Raw genomic sequence first — 21,076 nt, 5'->3', positions numbered from 1 at the left:
CGCGATGGCGAAGCTCACCCTCTACCCCGCCATCGATTTGAAGGGCGGCCGGGTGGTCCGGCTGAAGCGGGGCGAAATGAACCAGGCCACGGTCTATGGCGCCGACCCCGCCGCTCAGGCCGCCGGCTTCGCGGCTGCCGGCTTTGCCTGGGTGCACGTGGTGGATCTGGACGGCGCCTTCGCCGGCCGCCCGGCCAATGCGGCGGCGGTGCAGGCGATCCTCGCCGCCGTGCAGGGGGGGGCCGGGGGCGTCGCCGGGGGCATCAAGGTGCAGCTCGGCGGCGGCATCCGCAGCATGGCAACGGCCGAGGCCTGGCTGGCCAGCGGCGTCAGCCGGATCATCCTCGGCTCGGCGGCGGTGAAGGACCCGGATTTCGCCCTGGCGGCCTGCCGCGCCTTTCCCGGGCGCGTGGCGCTGGGCATCGACGCCAAGGGCGGCATGGTGGCGACCGAGGGCTGGGCGGAGGTGAGCACCCTGCCGGCCGAGACAGTGGCGAAGCGCTTCGAGGATGCCGGGGCGGCGGCCATCATCTACACCGATATCGACCGCGACGGGATGCTGGGCGGGGTGAATGTCGCGGCGACGCTGGCGCTGGCCCGTGCCGTGCGGCTGCCGGTCATCGCCTCGGGCGGCGTCGCCTCGCTCGCCGATCTGGAAGCCCTGGCGGCGGTGGCCGCCGAGGGGATCGAGGGCGTCATCATCGGCCGCGCGCTCTATGACGGGCGGGTGGATCCGGCGGCGGCGCTGGCCCTGACGGGGGGCTAGAGCGGTTTCACGCTGACTGTGCAGCGCGGGGGCTCCTGGCCTCGATCCCCTCCCGCCGCAACGCCGCCTGGGCGGCACTCCAGAACAGCTCGATGCTGAATTCGAAGCGTTGGATGGTCGCGTCCACCAGCAGGTCGTCGCTGGCCGGGTCGCGGGCCAGGGCCGCCCCGAACCGGTCCAGCGCCTGGGCGACCTGCCCGAGCCGCTCCCGCAGCGCCGCCACCGCCTCGCCGCTCATGCCGCCCGCCGCTCGAACAGCGGCACATGGGTGCGCAGGATCGCCTGCCGCAGCTCGCTGCCCTCCGGCAGCGCATCGAAGCGCACCAGATCGATGGACAGCAGCGTATCCGCCCCTTCCACGATCGCCTCCGCCGCCGTCCAATCCGCCGCCGTCGCCCGGGGGCAGAGCAGCGCCAGGTCGATATCGCTCCGGTCCCGCGCAAAGCCGCGCGCCCGGCTGCCGAACAGCCAGATGGCCTCGACAAAGGGCAGGTCGCGCAGCGCCTGCAGGAAACGGTATTCAGTCAGGGGTCGTTCCATTGGCGCAGGTCATGGCCCGGGGATAGGCTCCGGCCAGCCTATCAGGGGGAAACGTCCCATGCGAATGCCCGCCCTCGCCCGCCGCGCCCTGCTCGCGGCCCTCCTCGCCGCGGCACCCGCCCTGGTCCCCGCCCTGGCCCAGGCCGCCGAGCTCCTCGTCATGACCTCCGGCGGCTTCGATGCCGCCCTCGGCAAGCTCGCCCCGCAATTCGAGGCGGCGACGGGCCACCGCATCACCATCATCCGCGGCTCCTCCATGGGCGTCTCCCCCACCGCCATCCCGGCCCGGCTGGAGAAGGGCGAGACCACCGATGTCGTCGTCCTCGCCGCCCCGGCGCTGGACCGGCTGGTGACGGCCGGCCATGTCCTCCCCGGCAGCCGCACCGATCTGGTGGAATCGACCATCGGCATGGTGGTCCGCGCCGGCGCCCGCCACCCGGACATCTCCACCGTGGATGCCCTGCGCCGCACCCTGCTGGAGGCGAAATCCATCGGCTATTCCGCCAGCGCTTCCGGCACCTACCTCTCCAACGAGCTATTCCCCCGGCTCGGCGTCGCCGAGCAGGTGATCCCGAAGGCGGTGCGGGTGGTGACGGACCGCGTCGCCAGCCGCGTCGCCCGCGGCGAGCTGGAGATCGGCTTCCAGCAGGTGAGCGAGCTGCTGCCCGAGCGCGGCACCGACTTCGTCGGCGAGATCCCGCGCGAGGTGCAGCAGGTGACGATCTTCTCCGCCGGCCTTGCGGCGAAGTCGCAGCAGCGGGAGCTGGCGCGGCAATTCATCGCCTTCCTGCAGGGGCCGGAAGCGCGGCCGACCATCGCCGCCACCGGGCTGATCCCGCTGCCGCGCTGACGGCATGCGCTGACGACCGGATAATGACGCGGCAACATCGCTTGACCTGGGCGCGCATCCCCGCCATGGGGGCCGACCGGCGCGCTCTTCCTGGCGCGTCGCGTGGCGCGCCCCTTGCGTGCCTTGCCGGAGGCCCCCCAAGCGATGCTCGCATTGCGCGTCATCCCCTGCCTGGACGTGAAGGAAGGCCGCGTCGTGAAGGGCGTGAACTTCGTCGCGCTGCGCGATGCCGGGGACCCGGTGGAGCAGGCCCGCGCCTATGACCGCGAAGGCGCGGACGAGATCACCTTCCTCGACATCGGCGCAACGCATGAAAATCGCGACACGATGTACGACGTCGTCTCCCGCACCGCCGCCGAGGTCTTCATTCCGCTGACCGTCGGCGGCGGCGTGCGCAGCGTGGAGGATTGCCGCCGCCTGCTGCTCGCCGGCGCCGACAAGGTCAGCATCAACAGCGCCGCGGTGGCGGAGCCCGAGCTCGTCACCCGCGCGGCGGAGGCCTTCGGCAGCCAGGCGATCGTCGTCGCGGTGGATGCGCGGCAATCGGCACCGGGGCGGTGGCCAGGGGGATGGGAAGTCTTCACCCATGGCGGCCGCCGCGGCACCGGCATCGATGCCGTGCAATGGGCCGCGCGCATGGCGGCGGCGGGCGCCGGGGAGATCCTGCTGACCAGCATGGACCGGGACGGCACGAAATCCGGTTTCGACCTGGAGCTGCTGCGCGCCGTCCGCGCTGCGGTACCGGTGCCGATCATCGCCTCGGGCGGCGTCGGCACGGTGCAGCATTTCGTCGAGGGGGCGAGGGCCGGGGCCAGCGGGCTGCTCGCCGCCAGCGTGTTCCACTATGGCGAGTTCCGGATCGGGGATGCCAAGGCGGCGCTGGCCGCCGCCGGCCTGCCGGTGCGGCCGCTGCCGGCGGAGGCCGCCTGATGCCGAAAAGCCCGAAGAAGAAAGCCGCCAAGGCGGCCAGCCTGCCGATGCCGGAAGCGGTGGCGGCGCCCGCCAAGACCAAGAAGCCGCCGAAATCCGTCCGCTCGGTGGAGAAGCGCATCCTGGCGCCGCTCGACATCCCCGCCGCGGATGGCGACGCCACGGTGCTGGACCGGCTGTGGCAGACGGTGGAGCAGCGGCGCCTTTCCGGCGATGTGAACCATTCCCATTCCGCCCGGCTGATGGCCCGCGGCACCGCCAAGGTGGCGCAGAAGCTGGGCGAGGAAGCGGTGGAATGCGTCATCGAGGCGACGCAGGGCCACCGGGCCGAGACGATCCTGGAGAGCGCCGATCTGCTCTACCACCTGGTGGTGGTGTGGGTGGATGGCGGCATAAGGCCGGAGGAGGTCTGGGCGGAACTGCACCGGCGCCAGGGGATCAGCGGAATCGTCGAGAAGGCGGCGAGGCCGAAGGGGATCGTCAGGGCGGCGAGGACGACGAAGCTGCCGTGAGGTGACGGGGCTCCGCCCCCACGCCCCCGGCAGGAGGCGCTGCCTCCTGCACCTCCGCCGGGGACCGGACCGGTCCCCGGACCCCGGTCTGGGTTCCAGACCCGTGGGTCCAACCAGCAGACTCAGGGCGGGGTCCGGGGCCAAGCCTCAGCCCCGGCGAGGGGTGGCGGCACTGCCGCCAACGGGCAGAGCCCCTGCCGGGGCCCGGGGCAGCGCCCCGCCTACCGCTGCGCCTCGATCGCGTCCCAGATCGCCCCGGCCAGGTTCACCCCGTCGAAGCGGGCGATCTCCTGCAGCCCGGTCGGCGAGGTCACGTTGATCTCCGTCAGATAGCCGCCGATCACGTCGATGCCGACGAAGATCAGCCCGCGCCGCTTCAGCTCCGGCCCGATGGCGGCGCAGATCTCCTGCTCGCGCGGCGTCAGCGTGGTCTGCTCCGGCCGGCCGCCGACATGCATGTTGCTGCGCGATTCGCCTGCCGCCGGCACGCGGTTGATGGCGCCCATCGCCACGCCATCCACCAGGATGATGCGCTTGTCGCCCTGGCGCACCTCCGGCACGTAGCGCTGCACCATCAGCGGCTCGCGCGAGCGTTCGGTGAACATCTCGATCAGGCTGTTCAGGTTGGAATCGCCGGGCTTGATGTGGAACACCCCGGCGCCGCCATTGCCGAAGAGCGGCTTGATGATGATGTCGCCATGCTTCTCCCGGAAGCGCAGGATCTGCCGCCGGTCCGCCGTCACCAGCGTCTCCGGCATCAGCTCGGGGAAATGCAGGACGAAAAGCTTTTCGGGGGCGTTGCGGACGCTGGCCGGGTCGTTCACCACCAGGGTCTTCGGGTGGATGTGCTCCAGCAGGTGGGTGGCGGTGATGTAGGCCATGTCGAAGGGCGGGTCCTGGCGCATCAGCACCACGTCGCAGGTGGCGAGGTCCAGCTCCGCCGTCTCGCGGAACTGCCAATGGGCGCCGTGCTTGCGCTCCACCGTCACCGGCTCCGCCTGCGCCACCAGCCGGCCGCCGGCCAGGGCCAGGTCGCGGACATGGTAGTGGTACAGCGTGTGGCCGCGCGCCTGGGCTTCCAGCATCAGGGCGAAGGTGCTGTCGGCGTCGATGTTGATGGACTGGATCGGGTCCATCTGCACGGCGACGCGGAGGCTTCGGGACATGGCGGTCTCCATGGCAGACCCCCCTTGGGGGGTTTGTCGCACCGTTGCTGCCATGCCCTTGGGGCGAACGCCAGAGGCCGTCGCCATCTGTCGGCCGGTTGAACCCACGGGTCCAGGACTCAGACCGGGGTCCGGGGCCAGGTCCTGGCCCCGGCGGAGGTGCAGGAGGCGGCGCCTCCTGCTGGGGGCGCGGGGGCGAAGCCCCCGATTACTCCGCCGCCGCCGCGGCGGACCCAGCCTCCGCCCCGGCCCGCCGCGCCAGCAGCAGCACCACCCCTGCCAGCACCAGCACCGCCGCCTGGGCGCCGATTCCCTGCCAGCTCGGCGAGACGCCGATATCCACGACCCAGTCGGGCAGGTCCGCCGGCTCGAACCCCACCATCGCCTGTTCCTGGAATTCCTGGATGGCGGCGCCGACCAGGCGCGCGGCCATGAGCAGCAGGAAGAGCGAGGTGGCCTTGAACAGCGGCCCGAGCGGCAGCCGCACCGCCGCCCGGTTCAGCACCACCCACAGCACGGCGAGCCCCAGCGAGGCCACCAGCAGCCCGACCACCATGCCGCCCCAGCCACCATCCTGCGCCAGGGCGGCCAGGAAGAGGATGGTTTCCGCCCCTTCCCGGAACACCGCCAGGAAGCTGATGGTGCCGATGGCGATGGCAACGCGCCTGGCCGCCAGCGCCGCCTCCGCCTGGCGCTGCAGACTCTGCTTCCAGCCGCGCGGGTCGGAGCGCCGCCAGAGCCAGCCGCCGGTCCAGAGCATGATGGCGGCGGCGAGCAGGCAGGTGATGCCCTCCACCGTGTCGTCATGCACCCCGTCGCGCCAGGCGATGTAGGCGGCGGCGGTGGCCAGGCTGGCCAGCAGGCCGAGGCCGGCGCCGCCCCAGAGGGCGCCCATCCGCTCCGGCGCCATGCGGCGCAGCAGGGCGGCCAGGGCGGCGAGGACCAGGATGGCTTCCAGCCCTTCCCGCAGCAGGATCAGGGCGGCTTCGACGGCGTTCGACATGGTGGCCTGCAGCTTCTCTGCAATTGCGAATGATTATCAATTGGACCCTAGCGCCGAACCCCGTTCGCGTCGCGTGAAATTCCGCTCATGCGCGATGGATCGCCCCTGTCGGGGTCAGACGGGCAGGGTCACCAGCGCCAGCAGCCCCCCGGCCGGGCGGTTGCGCAGCACCACGTCGCCGCCATGGCCGCGCAGGATGTTGCGGGCGATGGGCAGGCCGAGCCCGGTGCCGCCGGTCTCCCGGTTGCGGCTGCCCTCCAGCCGCTTGAAGGGCTGGAACACCGCTTCCAGCTCGCTCGGCGGAATGCCGGGGCCCTCATCCTCGATGCGGATCTGCGCGGGCTGGCCAGGGGCGGCGGGGGGCAGCACCGTCACCTGCGCGGCATTGCCATAGGCCAGGGCGTTGCCGATGAGGTTGGCCAGCGCCCGCTTCATCGCCACCGGCCGCACCTGCACCACCAGCCGCTCCGCCCCAGCATAGCTCAGCGCCTCGGCCTGCTCCGGATGGGCATCCGCCGTCTCGTCCAGCACGGTGCGGCAAAGTGCCGCCAGGTCAAGGGCGGAGGTCGGCTCGGCCGCGGAATCGTCCCGGGCGAAGGCCAGGGTGGCGGCCACCATCGCCTCCATCTCCTCGAGATCGGCCAGCATCTTCCGCCGCTGCTCGTCATCCTCCATGAACTCGGCGCGGAGGCGCAGCCGGGTGATCGGCGTGCGGAGGTCATGCCCGATGGCGGCCAGCATCTGGGTGCGGTCGCTGACGAAGCGGCGGATGCGCTCCGCCATGGTGTTGAAGGCGCGGGCGGCGGTCGCCACCTCGCTTGGCCCGGCCTCGGGCAGGGGGGGCGCGTTCACGTCGCGGCCCAGCCGGTCGGCGGCCTCGGCCAGCACCCGCACCGGCCGGGTCAGCCGCCGGGTCGCCCACCAGATCAGCAACCCGCCGGCCAGGGTCATGGCCAGGAAGGCGACGAGGAAGGTTTCCGAATGCCAGGGCCGCGGCGGCGGCAGCAGGATGTGCAGGTTGAGCCATTCCCCGCTCGGCAGCCGCAGGGAGACCAGGAATTCCGGCGAGCCCGGCCCGCCCCAGGAGGTGATGACGTCGCGCGGCCGGAAGCGCGGCGGGCCGAGGCCGATGACATCCAGCCGCAGCATGCCGAGAATGGGCGGCGGCAGGGCGGGCTGGTCGCGCCGCGCTCGGGGCTTGTCCTCCAGCGTCACCTCCAGCCCCTGGGGCATTTCCAGCTCGGCCAGCATTTGCTGCCGCCGCTCCGGCGGGGCGAGGATGACGGTGCGCCAGGCGCTGATGGCGCGCGCCGAGATCTCCCGCCCCTGGGAGAAGCGCTGCAGATCCACCCGGTCCAGCGCATGGATGGTCAGCCCCAGCGCCTGGATGACGGTGAGGGAAAGCAGCAGCACCAGGGAGGTGCGGCCGGCCAGGCTCTGCGGCCAGAGCCAGGGCAGCCGCCAGCGGGAAGAGCCTGGGGAAGAGCCCGGGGAGGAACCGGGGGCCTGGCCCGGGGAGGGCGGCGGCTCGCCCGCCTGCTGGTTCCGGGACCGCTCGGGCGCGGCCCCGCCCGCCTCGCTGTCCGAGGTGGCGGCGCTCAATTGCGGTCCACGGTGGCGGCCAGGACGTAGCCGCCGCCGCGCACCGTCTTGATGAGGTTGGGGTTGCGCCCGTCATCCTCCAGCTTGCGGCGGAGGCGGGAGACGGCGACGTCGATCGCCCGGTCGAAGGGCCCGGCCTGGCGGCCGCGCAGCAGATCCATCAGCATGTCGCGGGTGAGGACGCGGTTTGGGCGCTCCACCAGCACCTGCAGCAGCTCGTATTCGCCGCCGGTCAGCGGCACCTCCACCCCGTCCGGGTTCACCAGGCGGCGGCGGGCGGGTTCCAGCACCCAGCCGGCGAAATGGATGGCCTTGGGCGGCGGCTCCTTCGGCCCGCTGCCCTCGCCGCTGGCGCGCCGCAGCACGGCGCGGATGCGGGCCAGCAATTCGCGCGGGTTGAAGGGCTTTCCCAAATAGTCGTCGGCGCCGAGTTCCAGGCCGACGATGCGGTCGGTCTCCTCGCTCATCGCGGTCAGCATCACGATCGGCACCTCGGCCTGGCTGCGCAGCCATTTTGCCAGATCGAGGCCGCTTTCGCCCGGCAGCATCAGGTCCAGCACCACCAGATGGTAGCGGCCGAGCGGCCAGAGCTTCCGCGCCTCCTTGGCGTCCCGCGCGGCGGAGACGCGCATGCCCTGGCGCTCCAGGAAGCGGGAGAGGAGGTCGCGGATCTCCCGGTCATCGTCGACGACCAGGATATGGGGCTGAGGTTCCATGGCTGCCGTTACATAACAATCCTGCGGGGATTTCACCTGCCCGATATTTCCCCAAGTTGCCGACTCCCGTGGCAGTAGCAGAGTGTTGCAATTCGGCACGCCCTGGGGGTTCTGGCGGCAACATGGCGGGCCGACGTGGGGGGTGTGGCCCCGACCCATCCCCGTCAATGGGCCGATGCGCTACAGGCGGCGGGGATGGTTCCCCTCTCCTCCCGTCCATCCCCGCCGCCCCCCTCCCCGTTCCCCTTGCCGCCCCCCTGGGCGGTGGCCGGGCTGGCGGCGCTGGTGGCGGCCGACCCGGCGCTGGCGCCGATCGAGGCCGCCGCCGGGCCGCTGCCCTGGCGCAGCCGGCAGCCGGGCTTTCCCGGGCTGCTGCGGGCGATCTGCGGCCAGCAGATCAGCAACCAGGCGGCGGCCGCGATCTGGAAGCGGCTCTCCGCCCTGCCGGGGGCGCTGGAGCCGGCGGGGCTGCTGGCCATGGACGACGCGACGCTGTGCGGCGTGGCCGGCCTGTCCCGGCCCAAGGCGGCGCATGCGCGGGCGCTCGCCACCGCCTGCCTGGACGGGCGGCTGGACTTCGCCGCGCTGGCGGCGCTGCCGGATGCCGAGGCGGTGCGGTGCATGGTGGCGGTGAAGGGGCTCGGTCCCTGGACGGCCGAGATCCACCTGCTCTTCGCCGAGCAGCGCCCCGACATCTTTCCAAGTGGCGACCTGGCCCTGGCGGCGAGTGCCGCGCATCTGCTGGGGCTGGCGGCGCGGCCGACGCCGAAGCTGCTGGCGGCGATGGCGGCGGCGCGCTGGGCGCCGTGGCGGTCGCTGGCGGCGCGGCTGTTGTGGCACCATTGGCGCTTCGTCACCGGGCGGCCGGTGGTGGAGGATGGGTAGGCCGACCCGACCCGTCCTCCGGACCTCCATGGTCCCCGCCCGTCGCCGAGGGCATGGCCCATTGTCGCCTCGCCCGCCCCTCGCTGGCCGAAGGCGCTTCTCGGCGCCTTCGAGACCGTCGAAGGCGACCTTTCGCCAGAGCCATGGGGCCCGATTTCAAGTCAAGGGTGCCACGCAGCGGCACCGCGCTCGCGCGGCGAAATCCTTGACTTGAGATCGGCCCCATGGCCTGGGCCTGGGCGGCGTCGCGCGTGCATGGGCGCGCCCGGACGGAATGTCCTTGATGGTGCGGCCCCCGGGGATGGTGAAGCCCGAAGCGCCGCTGGTGGCCTGCTTGTCCGCTGCGTTCGCTGGAAATCCAGCGAACTTCGCGGACAGGGCATCAGAGCATTTTCAAACCCGGCGGAATCGCCGGACGACTCGGAAAATGCCGCTAGAGCGGGATCGGTTGAGCTGCGCTCGCCCGCCCCGCTCTAGCTCATTGTTCGGTCGTGTGATTCACGGTTTCGGTCGATTCGACCTCAACCGATCACGCTCTAAACAAAGGGCTGAAGCGGGTTCGCCGAGTGCAGGCGAGGTGAAGCCGCTCTAGGGCTCGCCCAGCACGGCGTCGAGCGGCCAGGGGATCGGCTCGCCCTCCACCACGAACTCCACCTCGCCCTCATCCTCCCCATCCCAGGCCCGGGACAGCGCCAGCCCCAGCACCGCCAGCCAGGCAGAGCCGCCCAGCGCCGCCGTGACATGCGCCTGCAAGGTGCCGCGGTCGTCATGCAGCCGCAGCACGTGATGGGTCCAGATCACCTCGCCCTGGCTGCCCTCGCCATCCTTCGCATCCGGCGTCAGGATGCGCAGCACTTCCCGCACCCTGCCATCGGTGCGGATCAGCCGCGCCACCCGCCAGGGCTCCTCCACCGTGTTGTGGGTGGTGTATTCGGGCTCGATCGGAATCATGCGCGCCTCATCCGGGAGGCGGGCCGCCGCCGGGCGCGCAACGCTGCTCCCCCTGCCTCGCCCAGGGCATGATCCCTTCGCTCGCGCTCGCGGCTCATGCCCCGGATCCTTGTTCGGTCGCGTGATTCGCGCCCACGGCGAGTCCACCGGAAGCGATCACGCCCTACAGGGGCGGGGCGGCATCGAAACCATCCGCCACCACCCCACGCGGTTGAATGTACGCATAGGGTACACGCGGCAGGAAGCGTCCCGTGCCTGGTTTCGCCTGCACAACGCCGTCACGCATCACCACCTCGCCGCGGCGCAGTGTCGCCACCGGCCAGCCGGTGACCTCCAGCCCCTCATAAGGCGTGTAGTCGATCGCGTGCTGCATCAGCGCGTTGGTCAGAACCATTTTCTTCGCCGGATCCCACAAGGCGAGATCGGCATCCGCGCCGACCGCGATCACGCCCTTCCCCGGCAGCCCCATCAGCCGCGCCGGGTTGCTCGCCGTCAGCCGGACGAATTCGTCGAGGCCGATTCGCCCCTTGGAGACGCCCTCCGAGAACAGGATGGGCAGCCGGGCGGCCAGCCCCGGAATGCCGTTGGGGATGTCGCGGAAGGACGCCCCGTGCCCGCTCGCCTGCTTGCCGGCGCCGGGCCTGTTCATCGAGAAGCCGCAATGGTCGGAGGAGACGACATCCAGCGTGCCACGCCGGATCATCTCCCAGATCTGCGCCTGCTCCTCCCTGCTGCGCGGCGAGGGGCTGCACATGAAGGCGGCGCCGGCGAAGCCGGGCCGGTCCATGTCGGCCGCGGTCAGCGCCAGGTATTGCGGGCAGGTCTCGCCCCAGACCTTCACGCCGCGATACTGCGCCCGGGCGATCTCCTCCGCCGCCTCGGCGCAGCTCACATGAAAGACCTGGATCGGCTGGTCCACCAGCTCCGCCAGGGCGATGGCGCGGTGCGTCGCCTCCCGCTCCACCACCGGCGGGCGGGACCAGGCATGGTATTTCGGCGCGGTCAGCCCGGCCTTGAGCAGCGCCTCCGTGCGCCAGTTGATCGCCGCGTAATTCTCGCAATGGACGGTGACGAGGCAGCCATGCCGCCGCGCCGTGACCAGCACGCGGAGATATTGCTCATCGGTCAGGTGCAGCGGCTCATAGGTCAGGAAGACCTTCAGGCTGCGGATGCCCTTCGCGACGATCTGCGGCACCTCCTCCTCCAGCACGCCGGGGAAGGGGTCGGCGATGATCTGGTGGAAGCTGTAATCCAGCATGCCGCGCGCGGCGCGCTGCTCGTAATCGGCGAGGCGCGGCAGGATGCCCTCGCCCTTCCATTGCGGCACGAAGCAGACGACGGAGGTGGTGCCGCCGGCGAAGGCCGAGGTGCTGGCGGAGACGAAGCTCTCTTCCTGCACCGTCACCTCGGGCGGCGCCGCGCCCTCCTGGGCGCTGGTGTAGCCGCCGCGGGCGGGTTCCTCGATATGGCAATGGGTGTCCACGCCGCCGGGCAGCACCAGCAGCCCGCCGGCATCGAGGACGGACTCGGCATCGGTGATGCGCTCCGCCAGCGCGGCGATGCGGCCGGCCTTGATGCCGATATCGCAGCGCGTGGTGCCGAAGCCGGTGGCGACCAGCCCGCCCCGCACGACCAGATCATACTCCGCCATGGCTGCCTTCCCCGCTTTGCGCCGCGGATGATGCAACCCGCGCGCCGCGGGCGCCAAGCCGCTTCCCCGCCCTTGCCCGCCCCTGGGCGGCGCGCCGGCGCCCCGGCCGCGCCTTGGTCTGCGCTTCGTCCTGCATCCGCCCGCGGCCCTGGTCGGCACGCCACCCGGCCCCTCCGCCGCCTTGGTCGGCCTCCGGACCGGCATCGGTCGGCGCCCTGCCCACCATCCTGGTCGGCACCCTGCCGCCTCCTGGCCGGCACCCCGTCCGGCGCCCGCCCACCATCCTGGTCGGCACCCTGCCGCCTCCTGGCCGGCACCCCGTCCGGCGCCCCGCCCACCATCCTGGTCGGCACCTGCCGCCTCCTGGCCGGCGCCCCGTCGGCGCCCCGCCCACCATCCTGGTCGGCACCTGCCGCCTCCTGGCCCGGCGCCCCGTCCGGCGCCCCGCCCCACCATCCTGGTCGGCACCCTGCCGCCTCCTGGTGGACGCCCCGTCCGACGCCCGCCCACTTCCCGGTCGGCATCCCATCCGGCACCCCGCCCCCGTCCTGGTCGGCGCCTCGTCCGGCACCCCGCCCGCCGAGTTGTCCGGCAACACCGCTCGCCCCTGGGCAAGGGCGCGGCGGGACGGCACTCTGCCCGGCATGGCAATGAGCGCGTTCCTGGTCGCTTGCTGGCTGGCCGGCGGCGTGCTGGCCCTGCTGGGCTGCGCCTGGACCCTGTACCTGCTGCGCCGCCCCCAGCCCCAGCCAGCGACCGAGCCGCCCGTGCTGGTGGTGGTGCCGGTGCGCGGGGCGGTGGGGCTGCCACGCTTCCTGGAAGGGCTGGCGGCGCAGGATTGGCCGGGCTTCCGCGTGGCCTTCGCCGTGGAATCGGAGGCCGACCCGGCCGTGCCCCTGCTGCGCGCCGCCCTGCCGGGGCGCAGCCGGTTGGTCGTCGCCGGCCCGGCCGGGCAGCGCGGCCAGAAGGTGCAGAACCTGCTCGCCGCCCTGCCCGCCCTGCGGCCGGAGGATGCGGCGCTGGTGACGCTGGACGCGGACACCGCCCCCCCGCCCGGCATGCTGCGCGCCCTGCTGCGGCCGGTGCTGACGGGGCAGGCGGAGATCGCCTCCGGCTATCGCTGGACCCTGGCGGCCCCCAGCAGCGGATGGATCGCCGGCTGGGCGGCGCAAAGCCTGGCGCTGATCGAGGCCTGCATCGGCGCCCTGCCCCGCTGCGCCGCCTGCAACCTCTGCTGGGGCGGGGCCACGGCGATCCGGGCGGACGCCCTGGCGCGGCTGGACCTGCCCCGCCTCTGGGACCGGGCGCTCTCGGACGATCTGACGCTGACCCGGGCCGCGCGGCGGCTGGGCATGGTGATCTACGCCCCGCTGATGGTCCGCCCGCCGGGCGAGGTCTCGGGCGATGCCGCGACCAGCCTGGCCTTCGGCATCAGGCAGTACCGCCTGCTGCGGCTGCATCTGCCCTGGGCCTGGGCGCTGGCCGGGCTGGCGGCCTGGCTGCCGGTGCTGGGGGTGGGGGCGGCGCTGCTGGGCGGCCATTGGGCCGCTTTCCCGGTGGCGCTGGGGCTGCAGGCCGGGCGGGGCTGGCTGCGCCGGCGTCTCGCCGCCCTGGTGCTGCCGCCGGCGGCCGCCGCGCGCGTGCCGGCATGGCAGCCCTGGTTGGCCCCGCCCGCCGCGCTGCTGCACCTGGCGGCCTGGCTGGGCAGCGCCCGGGGGCGGGAGATCGCCTGGGCCGGGCGGCACTACGCGCTGGATGCGGCGGGCGACGTCACCCGCATCGCGCCCGAGCCGGCGGCGGAGACAGGCCCGGCACGTCCCCCAGCCCCTCTCACGCCCCCGTGAACCGCACCCCTGCGGGCTTTACCGCGACGCCCCGCAGGCGGAAAATTCCACCCCCGTTCCACCCGGCCGAGGCCGCCCGCATGCGCGCAGCCCTGCTTCTGCTCCCGCTCCTCCTCGCCACCCCGGCGCCGGGCCCGACCCTGGCCCAGATGGTGCCGCGGGAACGGCCGAGCGGCACCTGCCGTTACGACGTCGCTTTCGAGCATCTCGGCATCCACAACGTCATCGGCGCCGGCAATTACTACCATGCGATCGTCATCCTCGGCGGCCCGCGCGGCGCCGCCTTCGAGGGCAACCCCTCCGGCCGCGCCCCCGGCTGGGGCGTCCTGCTCGGCCGCCAGCGGGATCTGGCGCGGGAACCGCTGAAGCCCGGCCACATCCTGCAGGATGGCGGCACGCTCTATGACAATTGCCCGCGCCTGATCGCCCGCGCCCAGGCAGTGGCGCGAGAGGTGACGGCGGGCCGCCTGCCCTACACCCCGGTGCCGGAACTCAACATCAACGGGGTGAACAGCAACAGCTTCGCCTATTACCTGGTGCGCAAGCTGGGCGGCGTGCCGCCCGCCGCGCCCTTCCCGCCTGCCTATGGTTGGGTGCCGGGCTACAATGCCGGCATCGCCGATTGAGACGCGCCGCCACCGGCAAGAGGCCCCGCCGGAGCAAGCGCCAGCGACTCCGCCCGCCCGCCTTGCCCCGCCTCTCCCCCGGCCGCTAAACCCATCCGCATGGCCCCCCGCCCCGTTCGCATCGCCTCTTCGCTGCTCGCCGCCGATTTCGCCCGCCTCGGCGAGGAAGCCCGCGCCGTCGCCGCCGCCGGCGCGGATTGGCTGCATCTCGACATCATGGACGGCCATTTCGTTCCCAATATCAGCTTCGGCCCGGTGGTGGTGAAGGCGCTGCGCCAGCACGCCGCCATCCCTTTCGACGTCCATCTGATGATCAGCCCGGCCGACCCCTACATCCCCGCCTTCGCCGAGGCCGGCGCCGACATCATCAGCCTGCATCCGGAAGCCGGGCCGCATCTGCACCGTTCGCTGCAATCCATCCGGGCGCTGGGCAAGCAGGCGGGCGTGGTGCTGAATCCGGCGACGCCGGTCAGCGCGGTGGAGAACGTGCTGGACCTCACCGACCTCATCCTCGTCATGTCGGTGAATCCGGGGTTTGGCGGCCAGGCCTTCCTGCCCTCCCAGCTCGCCAAGATCGCCACGCTGCGGGCGATGATCGAGGCTTCGGGGCGGGAGATCGCGCTGCAGGTGGATGGCGGCGTCACCGCCGAGACCGCGCCGCGCTGCATCGAGGCGGGCGCCGATGTGCTGGTCGCCGGCACCGCGGTGTTCGGCAAGCCGGATTATGCCGCCGCGATTGCCGCGTTGCGCGAAGGCGCACCCGCAAAAATGCGCGAAGGCGCACCCGCAAAAATACGCGAAGGCGCACCGGCAGGAAGGCGCGAAGGTGCAGCCGCAGAAATGCGCGGCGGCGCACCTGCCGGATCGCGCGGCAGCGCGCCTGCCGCGCAGCGCGACAGCGCGCCTGCCGGCGCGACGCGGGGGCAGGGCTGATGCGGGACCTGCTGCGCGGCACCAGGCGATTCCTCTCCGGCCTCAAGCCGGTGAAGGTGCCGGACGCCCCGGCGCGGGCCTTCCGCGACCTCTGGCCCGGCGATGCCGCGCGCGGCGCCAAGCTGCTGCGCGGCGAATTCGAATGGCTCGGCACCACGCGGCGGCTGGACCCGGTCTCCGGCGACCCGGCGGAGGGCTGGGACGCGGCTTCCGGCCCCGTCATCTGGCGGGCGGCGGCGCATGGCTTCGCCTGGCTGCGGGATCTGCGCGCCCTCGGCACCGACCCGGCCCGGATGCGCGCCCGCGACCTGGCGGAGGATTGGCTGCTGCGCGGCGCGCAGGAGCCGCTGGCCCAGGCGCCGGAAGTGGCGGCGGCGCGGGTTTCCGCCTGGCTCGGCCATTGGGATTTCTTCGCCAACACGGCGGAGGACGGCTTCCGCCGCAAGCTGCTGGTCCGCCTCGCCCAGGATGCCCGCGGCGTGGTCGCCGCCTTGCCCGCCGAGGCGATGCATCGCGGTGCCCTGGTCACGCTGAAGGGCGCCATCGCCGCCGCCGTGGCGCTGGAGGAAGAATCCTGGATGCAGCGCGCCCTGCGCTTCCTGCCGGGCGAGCTGGAGCGGCAATTCCACCCCGATGGCGGGCATGTCGAACGCTCCCCGGCGCAGCTCCTGCTGGCGCTGCAGGATCTGATCGAGATCCGCAACCTGCTGCACGGCGCGGGTATCAACGCGCCGCCTTTGCTGGCCACGGTGCTGGAGCGCGCCGGCCAGGCGCTGCGCCTGTTCCGCCATGGCGATGGCGGCCTCGCCCATTTCAACGGCACGCGGGAGGACGGGGCGGCGCTGGTCGATCTCGTCCTGACCCAGGGCCAGGCGCGCGGCCGGGCGCCGCTGCTGCTGGAGGAGACGGGGTTCCACCGCTTGCAGGCCGGGCGCACCGTCGTCATCGCCGATGCCGGGCCGCCGCCGCCCGGCCGCGCCAAGGACGGCCCCTCCGGCCTGCCGCGCGGCGCCGACCGCACCAGCCATGCCGGGACGCTGGCCTTCGAGATGTCGGTGGGGCGCGACCGGCTGGTGGTGAATTGCGGCGCGGCGCCGGCGGCCGAGAGCGAATGGCGCGACGCGCTGCGCGCCTCCGCCGCGCATTCCACCCTGGTGCTGGCCGATACCAACAGCAGCGAACTGCGCGAGGAAGGGCTCGGCCGCCGGCCGGAGCGCGTCGAGGCCGACCGGCATGAGGCGAATGGCGCGCAATGGCTGGAGGCCAGCCATGATGGCTGGCGCAAGCCCTTCGGCGCGCTGCATCGCCGACGGCTGTACCTGGCCGAAACGGGCGACGATCTGCGCGGCGAGGACACGCTGGAGGTGAGCGAGGGCGGCGCGCCGCTGCCCGGCTTCGTGCTGCGCTTCCACCTGCACCCGGCGGTGGTCGCCAGCCTGCAGCAGGATGAGAGCGCGGTGCTGCTGCGCCTGCCCTCCGGCCAGGGCTGGCGGCTGCGCGCGAAGGGGGCGCGGGTCGGGATCGAGGACAGCGTGCATCTTGGCGCCGAGGCGCGGCGCACCAGCCAGATCCTGCTCCAGGCCGAGGCCGGGGAGGACACCATCCAATGGGCGATCAGCCGGGTGGGGGCGGGCGAGGCGCCGACGGGCTGAACGGCGGGGAACCGGTCATAGCGAAAGGTTCCCGCTGGCGGCGAGGCTGCGCAGGAGCGCTTGCGTTCGGCATTTTCGGAAGATTGACCTATAACCCGGACCCCTGGCAGGCGATATAGGAATATAATCCTTACTATTTCCATTCAAACGGCTATCGGGCTGGCCAGGAGGTGCCGCCGATGGCCTTGGTCATATCGACACCGAATGATCTACGGAACGCTGTCGGAGATCCGCGCTACTGGCAGCAGGGCAACCCGGAGCGGTCGGCCTTCAGCGCCTGGGTGACGCGCGGATTCCAGGCGATGTACGGCGGCGATGCTCCGGCCGAAGGCCGGGGGGATGGTCTTCGTCCGGGCCTATACCCGAACCCGCGACGGGCATACCGAGCATGTCGGCGCCCACACCCGCCATGCCCCGGCGCGTCAGGGCGACGAGGCAGGGCTCGAGGGCGATCAGACGGGACCGACCCGCCTCGCCGCGGCACAAAAAGTCGGGCCAAACGGCGAGCCCTTGCGGCTGGGGCAGCGGCCGGAGCCCGTGCTCGGCGGTGGCAGCCCGATACGGAGCGGGGCGCCGCCGCAATCGCCGCCGCAGTCATTGCCCGCGGCGCCGAGGCCGTTGCTGCCTTCGCCATCGACACCGGACGGCTCCGTTCCGCCGCCCAACGCGTGCCGGATTGGAATAACAGGGTGAAGTTCCGCGAGGGCGGCGCTGAACAGCGTCAAGCCGATTTTCAGGCATTGGGTCCCACCAATATCCGGACCAACAGCGATGGCGTAACGGTTGGCAACCTGCCGGACGGAACGCGAATCATCCTGCGCACGAGCCGCGACAACGGAATGACCCTTGAGCACCGTTCGGACTCAAGGGGCATCATCTTCAAGCTCCGCTACTGATCGATCCGGAGACTGCCATGACAACGCAAGATCGTGCCGATCCGCCCAGCCTCGCCATCGCTGAGTATCTCGATGCGGCCAGCTTCGAACGCGCCGGGGACGCCGCGTTGCAGCGACGCCTCCAGGAGCTGGCCTGGGCAATGGTCGAGCCGCTGCCGGACCGCGCGAAAGGCACCGAACTGCCGGTCCTCGCCTCGACCTGGCTGCGGGCGCATGGCTGGTCCGTGCTCCTTCTTCCCCGCGACGAGGAGGAGAGATGATCGACCCGCGCATCGCGGCAGCCATCCTCGCTCGCGGTCAGCGCCGGGTGCTTGGTGCCTCCGTCGATCCCGGCCGTCCCGCGCCCAGGGCGGTCTGGCGGTTTCCGCCGGACGCCTATCGGCGCTACCTCCTCGGCCACACTGGCGGACTCAATCTGGTCTTCCCCGAGGACCGCAGCTTCGCCCTGCTCTCCGACGATGATAACAGCATCGCCATCGGCGGCCCGGCCGACTTCGTCCGCGATGCCGTGGGCGGCGATGTCGCCGCCGCGCGGCAGCTCTTCGACCGCTGGCCCTTGCACCCGGAACGGCAAGGTGGGCCACCCGCCTGGTACCGGCAGATGATGGCGCATTACGCGCCCTTCCTGCTGGGCGGCTGAAGCCGTAAGGGGGGCGCCATGGCCGCCCCCCCGCTGAAGATCGCCGAACTCACCAATGTGGATTTCTCGCTCCGCCACTTCCTGTTGCCGCTGATGCGCGGCGCCCGGGCGCGGGGGCATGAGGTGGTGGGGCTCTGCGCCGAGGGCCCGCTGCTGGACCTGCCGCGCGCCGAGGGCTTCCGCATCATCCCCGTCCCTATGGCGCGCAGCCTGAACCCGCTGGCCCAGGCGCGCTGCCTCGCCGCGCTGCGGCAGGTCTTCGCGCGCGAGCGCTTCGACCTGGTGCATGCGCATATGCCGATCAGCGGGCTGCTGGCGCGCGCCGCGGCGAAATCCGTGGGCGTGCCGCACATTGCCTATACCTGCCACGGCTTCCTGTTCAACCAGCCCGGCCCCTGGTGGCGGCGCAAGCTGTCCCTCGGCCTGGAATGGGCGGCCGGGCGCATCACCGACACCTATCTGACGGTCAGCGAGGAGGAGGCCGGCGATGCCCGCCGCCTCGGCATCCACCCGCGTGCCACCGCGGTGCTGAACGGCCGCGATCCCGCGCTCTTCCACCCGGACGCCGGGGCCCGCGCCGCGGTGCGGGCGGAGCTGGGCGCGGCGCCCGGCGATTGCGTCATCGTCGCCGTCTCCCGCCTCGTCCGCCACAAGGGCTATCCGGAGCTGCTGGCGGCCATGGAGCAGGTGCCGGAGGCGACGCTCTGGGTGGTCGGCGAACGCCTCGCCTCCGACCATGGCGAGGACCTCGACCCCGCCTTCGCCCGGGCCGAGGCGGTGCTGGGGCGGCGCTTCCGCCGCCTCGGCTACCGGCACGACGTGGCGCGAGTGCTGGCGGCGGCCGATGTCTTCACCCTGCCCTCGCATTTCGAGGGCCTGCCGATGTCGGTCATCGAGGGCATGCTGTGCGGCTTGCCGGTGGTGGCCACCGATATCCGCGGCCCGCGCGAGATGGTGGTGGAGGGGGAGACGGGCTTCCTGGTGCCGCCCATAACGGTCGCGCCCCTGGCGGCGGCGCTGCGGCGCCTGGCGCGCGACCCGGCGCTGCGCGCCCGCATGGGCGAGGCCGGCCGCGCCCGGGCGATGGAGCGCTTCGACGAGGCGAAGGTGGTGGCGCGGACCTTGGACCTGCTGGGGCTGTGAAAGGATGGGGGCTCCGCCCCCATACCCCCGGCAGAGGGCGCTGCCCTCTGCACTCCCGCCGGGGACCGGACCGGTCCCCGGACCCCGGTGTGAGTTTTGCGGTTCAACCTGCCGACTCACACCGGGGTCCGGGGAGGGGTCTCCTCCCCGGCGGAGGTGCAGGGTCGCGGAGAGCCCCCATCACCCCTCCCACAACACCGACCGGTCGATCGCCGCCAGATTCGCCCGCCCGGTCAGCGCCATCGCGATCTCCAGCTCCGTGCGCAGGATCTTCAGCACATGGATCACCCCGACCGGCCCGCCCACCGCCAGCCCGTACACGCAGGGCCGCCCGACCAGCACCGCCTGCGCGCCCAGCGCCAGCGCCTTCAGCACGTCCGTGCCGCGGCGGATGCCGCCATCCATCAGCACCGGCAGCCGGCCGGCCACCGCCTCCGCCACCCCCGGCAGCGCCTCGATGCTCGCCGGCAGCGTGTCCAGCGCCCGCCCGCCATGGTTGGAGACGATGATCCCGTCCACCCCCTCCGCCATCGCCCGCGCCGCATCCTCCGCCGCCATGATCCCCTTCAGCAGCACCGGTAGCCGCGTCAGGCCGCGCAGCCAGGCGATGTCCCGCCAGGTCGCCGCGCTGTCCAGCATGCCCCGGAACACCTCGCTCTCCGCCGGGCCGGCGCGGTTCGGCGGCGGCGGCGCCATCTCCCGCAGATTGACCGGCTCGATCCCCGCCGGCAGGCGGAAGCCGGCCCGCTGCTCGGTGTTGCGCAGGCTGACCGGGGCATCGACGGTGACCACCAGCGCCTGGTAGCCGGCCGCCTCGGCGCGGCGGATCAGCGCCGCGGTGAAGCCGCGGTCGGGCTGGATGTAGAGCTGGAACCAGAGCGGCCCCCGTGCCCCTTGCGCCTTGGCCACTCCGGCGATGTCCTCCAGGCTCTGGCTCGCCTGGGTGCTGACGACCATGCCGGCGCCGATCGCTGCGGCGCCGAAGGCCATGGCCGTCTCGCCATCCGGATGCACCAGGCGCTGGAAGGCCACCGGGGCCAGCAGGATGGGGAAGGCCAGCTCCTGCCCGAACAGCGTCAGCCGCGTATGGGCGCCGGCCATCTCCGCCAGCACCCGGTTCCGCAGGCGCAGCCGGCCGAACGCCGCGCGGTTGGCGGCGAGGGTCAGCTCGTCGGCGCTGCCGCCGGCGATATAGGCCCAGGCCTCGGCCCCGATTCGCCGGCGGGCTTCCTGTTCATAATCCGCCAGCGCGACGGTGCCGGCGGGGATGGGCGGGGACGCGTACATGCCGAAGGGCCTTCCCTGCGCTGCGGCGCCGGCCCCCGGGCGCGATGCGGTGGCGCCCGCAGGCTGCCTGGGCCGTTTCCGGCCGCCTACCTCACGCTGTTCGGCGAAGCGCCGCAAGCGGTGTCGCCCCAGGCCCGTATCGGCCTAACCGCGCCAGGCGGAGACGGGGCCGGATGTGCCTGAGCCGGCGATTCACGGCCTGGGCGCAGGCAGCCAGCCTCCCCGCCCCAGCCCCGCGCAAGGCGGGTGGCGTGGTGGCGGGGCTGCCCGGCGCATGCCGCGGCGGCGCCAAACACACGACCTGCCCGGCCCGCCACCCTGCCCTGATGACTCTCCGCCCGCGGCCCGCGACCCACCGCCACGCCCCCGGCGCAGTGACAATTCTGCAACATCAACGAGGGGAGTATTCGCAGGTGCAGCAGCGCCCGGCCCGTCGGTGCCGTTGGCCGATTGCTCGATTGTCATTCTGCAACTAAGAGTGAC

Annotated in this window: 21 protein-coding genes and 1 pseudogene; 13 read left to right on the top strand and 9 right to left on the bottom strand. The window is 72.6% G+C overall.

Going from position 1 to position 21,076, the window contains the following annotated elements; translation table 11 throughout:
- Nucleotides 1-4 precede the first annotated feature (4 nt).
- Nucleotides 5-766 carry a 1-(5-phosphoribosyl)-5-[(5-phosphoribosylamino)methylideneamino]imidazole-4-carboxamide isomerase gene (gene hisA / locus E5N76_RS09430; RefSeq protein ID WP_149537038.1) on the top strand — a complete coding sequence of 254 codons (762 nt, stop codon included), beginning with the start codon at nucleotides 5-7 and terminating at the stop codon, nucleotides 764-766.
- Nucleotides 767-773: 7 nt separating this feature from the next.
- Here the strand turns inward: hisA and E5N76_RS09425 are convergent, their stop codons facing one another.
- Both E5N76_RS09425 and E5N76_RS09420 read right to left on the bottom strand, forming a co-directional pair.
- On the bottom strand, nucleotides 774-1,004 hold the full coding sequence (locus tag E5N76_RS09425; protein ID WP_149537037.1) for a nucleotidyltransferase substrate binding protein: 231 nt from the start codon (nucleotides 1,002-1,004) through the stop codon (nucleotides 774-776).
- A complete protein-coding gene (locus E5N76_RS09420; RefSeq protein ID WP_149537036.1) occupies nucleotides 1,001-1,306 on the bottom strand; it encodes a nucleotidyltransferase domain-containing protein in 306 nt (101 codons plus the stop codon). The genes E5N76_RS09425 and E5N76_RS09420 overlap by 4 nt, the downstream gene beginning before the upstream one ends.
- Nucleotides 1,307-1,364: 58 nt before the next feature.
- Between E5N76_RS09420 and E5N76_RS09415 the strand changes: the two genes are divergently transcribed.
- The 3 genes from E5N76_RS09415 (at nucleotide 1,365) to E5N76_RS09405 (ending at nucleotide 3,598) form a co-directional block, all read left to right on the top strand.
- Nucleotides 1,365-2,156: a substrate-binding domain-containing protein gene (locus E5N76_RS09415; RefSeq protein WP_149537035.1), complete on the top strand. Its 792-nt coding sequence runs from the start codon at nucleotides 1,365-1,367 to the stop codon at nucleotides 2,154-2,156.
- A gap of 144 nt (nucleotides 2,157-2,300) precedes the next feature.
- On the top strand, nucleotides 2,301-3,086 hold the full coding sequence (hisF, locus tag E5N76_RS09410; RefSeq protein WP_149537034.1) for an imidazole glycerol phosphate synthase subunit HisF: 786 nt from the start codon (nucleotides 2,301-2,303) through the stop codon (nucleotides 3,084-3,086).
- Entirely contained in the window at nucleotides 3,086-3,598 is a 513-nt protein-coding gene (locus tag E5N76_RS09405; RefSeq protein ID WP_149537033.1) for a phosphoribosyl-ATP diphosphatase, read from the top strand. The genes hisF and E5N76_RS09405 overlap by 1 nt, the downstream gene beginning before the upstream one ends.
- Before the next feature lie 221 nt (nucleotides 3,599-3,819).
- Here E5N76_RS09405 and gshB read toward each other — a convergent pair whose 3' ends face one another.
- The 4 genes from gshB to E5N76_RS09385 all read right to left on the bottom strand — a co-directional run bounded on the left by gshB (nucleotide 3,820) and on the right by E5N76_RS09385 (nucleotide 8,085).
- Nucleotides 3,820-4,764, bottom strand: a complete 945-nt coding sequence (gene gshB, locus E5N76_RS09400; RefSeq protein WP_149537032.1) for a glutathione synthase — start codon at nucleotides 4,762-4,764, stop codon at nucleotides 3,820-3,822.
- 208 nt (nucleotides 4,765-4,972) lie between these two features.
- A complete protein-coding gene (locus E5N76_RS09395; RefSeq protein WP_149537031.1) occupies nucleotides 4,973-5,767 on the bottom strand; it encodes an FTR1 family protein in 795 nt (264 codons plus the stop codon).
- A 114-nt stretch (nucleotides 5,768-5,881) separates the two neighbouring features.
- Nucleotides 5,882-7,369 carry an ATP-binding protein gene (locus E5N76_RS09390; RefSeq protein WP_408021699.1) on the bottom strand — a complete coding sequence of 496 codons (1,488 nt, stop codon included), beginning with the start codon at nucleotides 7,367-7,369 and terminating at the stop codon, nucleotides 5,882-5,884.
- On the bottom strand, nucleotides 7,366-8,085 hold the full coding sequence (locus E5N76_RS09385) for a response regulator (RefSeq protein WP_149537030.1): 720 nt from the start codon (nucleotides 8,083-8,085) through the stop codon (nucleotides 7,366-7,368). Before E5N76_RS09385 ends, E5N76_RS09390 begins: the two co-directional genes overlap by 4 nt.
- A 246-nt stretch (nucleotides 8,086-8,331) precedes the next feature.
- Here E5N76_RS09385 and E5N76_RS09380 point away from each other — a divergent pair, with 246 nt between their 5' ends.
- The gene (locus E5N76_RS09380; protein WP_207791924.1) at nucleotides 8,332-8,970 is read left to right on the top strand and encodes a DNA-3-methyladenine glycosylase family protein; all 639 of its coding nucleotides are present in this window, start codon (nucleotides 8,332-8,334) and stop codon (nucleotides 8,968-8,970) included.
- Nucleotides 8,971-9,558: 588 nt separating this feature from the next.
- Here the strand turns inward: E5N76_RS09380 and E5N76_RS09375 are convergent.
- Nucleotides 9,559-9,921 (bottom strand): hypothetical protein, encoded by a 363-nt coding sequence (locus E5N76_RS09375; protein WP_149537028.1) that lies wholly within the window; start codon nucleotides 9,919-9,921, stop codon nucleotides 9,559-9,561.
- Nucleotides 9,922-10,084: 163 nt separating this feature from the next.
- Nucleotides 10,085-11,572 (bottom strand): dihydropyrimidinase, encoded by a 1,488-nt coding sequence (hydA, locus tag E5N76_RS09370; protein WP_149537027.1) that lies wholly within the window; start codon nucleotides 11,570-11,572, stop codon nucleotides 10,085-10,087.
- Between the two features lie 650 nt (nucleotides 11,573-12,222).
- Between hydA and E5N76_RS09365 the strand changes: the two genes are divergently transcribed.
- The 8 genes and pseudogenes from E5N76_RS09365 (at nucleotide 12,223) to E5N76_RS09330 (ending at nucleotide 19,306) form a co-directional block, all read left to right on the top strand.
- Nucleotides 12,223-13,416, top strand: coding sequence for a glycosyltransferase family 2 protein (locus E5N76_RS09365; RefSeq protein WP_207791923.1), 1,194 nt, complete (start codon nucleotides 12,223-12,225; stop codon nucleotides 13,414-13,416).
- Between the two features lie 80 nt (nucleotides 13,417-13,496).
- Nucleotides 13,497-14,042, top strand: a complete 546-nt coding sequence (locus tag E5N76_RS09360) for a hypothetical protein (protein WP_149537025.1) — start codon at nucleotides 13,497-13,499, stop codon at nucleotides 14,040-14,042.
- A gap of 99 nt (nucleotides 14,043-14,141) precedes the next feature.
- Nucleotides 14,142-14,792: pseudogene (rpe, locus tag E5N76_RS09355) on the top strand (ribulose-phosphate 3-epimerase); the annotation flags it as partial.
- Between the two features lie 182 nt (nucleotides 14,793-14,974).
- The gene (locus E5N76_RS09350) at nucleotides 14,975-16,627 is read left to right on the top strand and encodes a heparinase II/III family protein (protein WP_187830077.1); all 1,653 of its coding nucleotides are present in this window, start codon (nucleotides 14,975-14,977) and stop codon (nucleotides 16,625-16,627) included.
- 689 nt (nucleotides 16,628-17,316) lie between these two features.
- Complete coding sequence (locus E5N76_RS09345; RefSeq protein WP_149537023.1) at nucleotides 17,317-17,523, top strand: hypothetical protein; 207 nt, start codon at nucleotides 17,317-17,319, stop codon at nucleotides 17,521-17,523.
- Nucleotides 17,524-17,540: 17 nt separating this feature from the next.
- The gene (locus tag E5N76_RS09340) at nucleotides 17,541-17,783 is read left to right on the top strand and encodes a hypothetical protein (protein ID WP_149537022.1); all 243 of its coding nucleotides are present in this window, start codon (nucleotides 17,541-17,543) and stop codon (nucleotides 17,781-17,783) included.
- Entirely contained in the window at nucleotides 17,780-18,163 is a 384-nt protein-coding gene (locus E5N76_RS09335) for a hypothetical protein (RefSeq protein WP_149537021.1), read from the top strand. Before E5N76_RS09340 ends, E5N76_RS09335 begins: the two co-directional genes overlap by 4 nt.
- A gap of 33 nt (nucleotides 18,164-18,196) precedes the next feature.
- Nucleotides 18,197-19,306 carry a glycosyltransferase family 4 protein gene (locus tag E5N76_RS09330; RefSeq protein ID WP_149537167.1) on the top strand — a complete coding sequence of 370 codons (1,110 nt, stop codon included), beginning with the start codon at nucleotides 18,197-18,199 and terminating at the stop codon, nucleotides 19,304-19,306.
- Between the two features lie 180 nt (nucleotides 19,307-19,486).
- On the opposite strand, the gene E5N76_RS09325 is transcribed toward E5N76_RS09330, so the two are convergent.
- Nucleotides 19,487-20,593, bottom strand: coding sequence for an alpha-hydroxy acid oxidase (locus tag E5N76_RS09325; protein ID WP_149537020.1), 1,107 nt, complete (start codon nucleotides 20,591-20,593; stop codon nucleotides 19,487-19,489).
- Nucleotides 20,594-21,076: the final 483 nt, after the last annotated feature.

The sequence above is a fragment of the Siccirubricoccus phaeus genome (assembly GCF_008360935.1).
Taxonomy (GTDB): domain Bacteria; phylum Pseudomonadota; class Alphaproteobacteria; order Acetobacterales; family Acetobacteraceae; genus Siccirubricoccus; species Siccirubricoccus phaeus.
The sequence above is the reverse complement of the archived record's forward strand: the minus strand, read 5'-3'. Positions and strand labels throughout refer to the sequence as shown.

Excerpts from the sequence above, each read along its gene's own strand:
- E5N76_RS09365 (WP_207791923.1), top strand. The coding sequence starts at position 12,223 with ATGAGCGCGTTCCTGGTCGCTTGCTGGCTGGCCGGCGGCGTGCTGGCC.
- hisF (WP_149537034.1), top strand. The coding sequence starts at position 2,301 with ATGCTCGCATTGCGCGTCATCCCCTGCCTGGACGTGAAGGAAGGCCGC.
- hisA (WP_149537038.1), top strand. The coding sequence starts at position 5 with ATGGCGAAGCTCACCCTCTACCCCGCCATCGATTTGAAGGGCGGCCGG.
- E5N76_RS09385 (WP_149537030.1), bottom strand. The coding sequence starts at position 8,085 with ATGGAACCTCAGCCCCATATCCTGGTCGTCGACGATGACCGGGAGATC.
- E5N76_RS09325 (WP_149537020.1), bottom strand. The coding sequence starts at position 20,593 with ATGTACGCGTCCCCGCCCATCCCCGCCGGCACCGTCGCGCTGGCGGAT.
- E5N76_RS09350 (WP_187830077.1), top strand. The coding sequence starts at position 14,975 with ATGCGGGACCTGCTGCGCGGCACCAGGCGATTCCTCTCCGGCCTCAAG.
- E5N76_RS09335 (WP_149537021.1), top strand. The coding sequence starts at position 17,780 with ATGATCGACCCGCGCATCGCGGCAGCCATCCTCGCTCGCGGTCAGCGC.
- E5N76_RS09420 (WP_149537036.1), bottom strand. The coding sequence starts at position 1,306 with ATGGAACGACCCCTGACTGAATACCGTTTCCTGCAGGCGCTGCGCGAC.
- E5N76_RS09360 (WP_149537025.1), top strand. The coding sequence starts at position 13,497 with ATGCGCGCAGCCCTGCTTCTGCTCCCGCTCCTCCTCGCCACCCCGGCG.
- gshB (WP_149537032.1), bottom strand. The coding sequence starts at position 4,764 with ATGTCCCGAAGCCTCCGCGTCGCCGTGCAGATGGACCCGATCCAGTCC.
- E5N76_RS09340 (WP_149537022.1), top strand. The coding sequence starts at position 17,541 with ATGACAACGCAAGATCGTGCCGATCCGCCCAGCCTCGCCATCGCTGAG.
- hydA (WP_149537027.1), bottom strand. The coding sequence starts at position 11,572 with ATGGCGGAGTATGATCTGGTCGTGCGGGGCGGGCTGGTCGCCACCGGC.
- E5N76_RS09395 (WP_149537031.1), bottom strand. The coding sequence starts at position 5,767 with ATGTCGAACGCCGTCGAAGCCGCCCTGATCCTGCTGCGGGAAGGGCTG.
- E5N76_RS09405 (WP_149537033.1), top strand. The coding sequence starts at position 3,086 with ATGCCGAAAAGCCCGAAGAAGAAAGCCGCCAAGGCGGCCAGCCTGCCG.
- E5N76_RS09375 (WP_149537028.1), bottom strand. The coding sequence starts at position 9,921 with ATGATTCCGATCGAGCCCGAATACACCACCCACAACACGGTGGAGGAG.
- E5N76_RS09415 (WP_149537035.1), top strand. The coding sequence starts at position 1,365 with ATGCGAATGCCCGCCCTCGCCCGCCGCGCCCTGCTCGCGGCCCTCCTC.
- E5N76_RS09425 (WP_149537037.1), bottom strand. The coding sequence starts at position 1,004 with ATGAGCGGCGAGGCGGTGGCGGCGCTGCGGGAGCGGCTCGGGCAGGTC.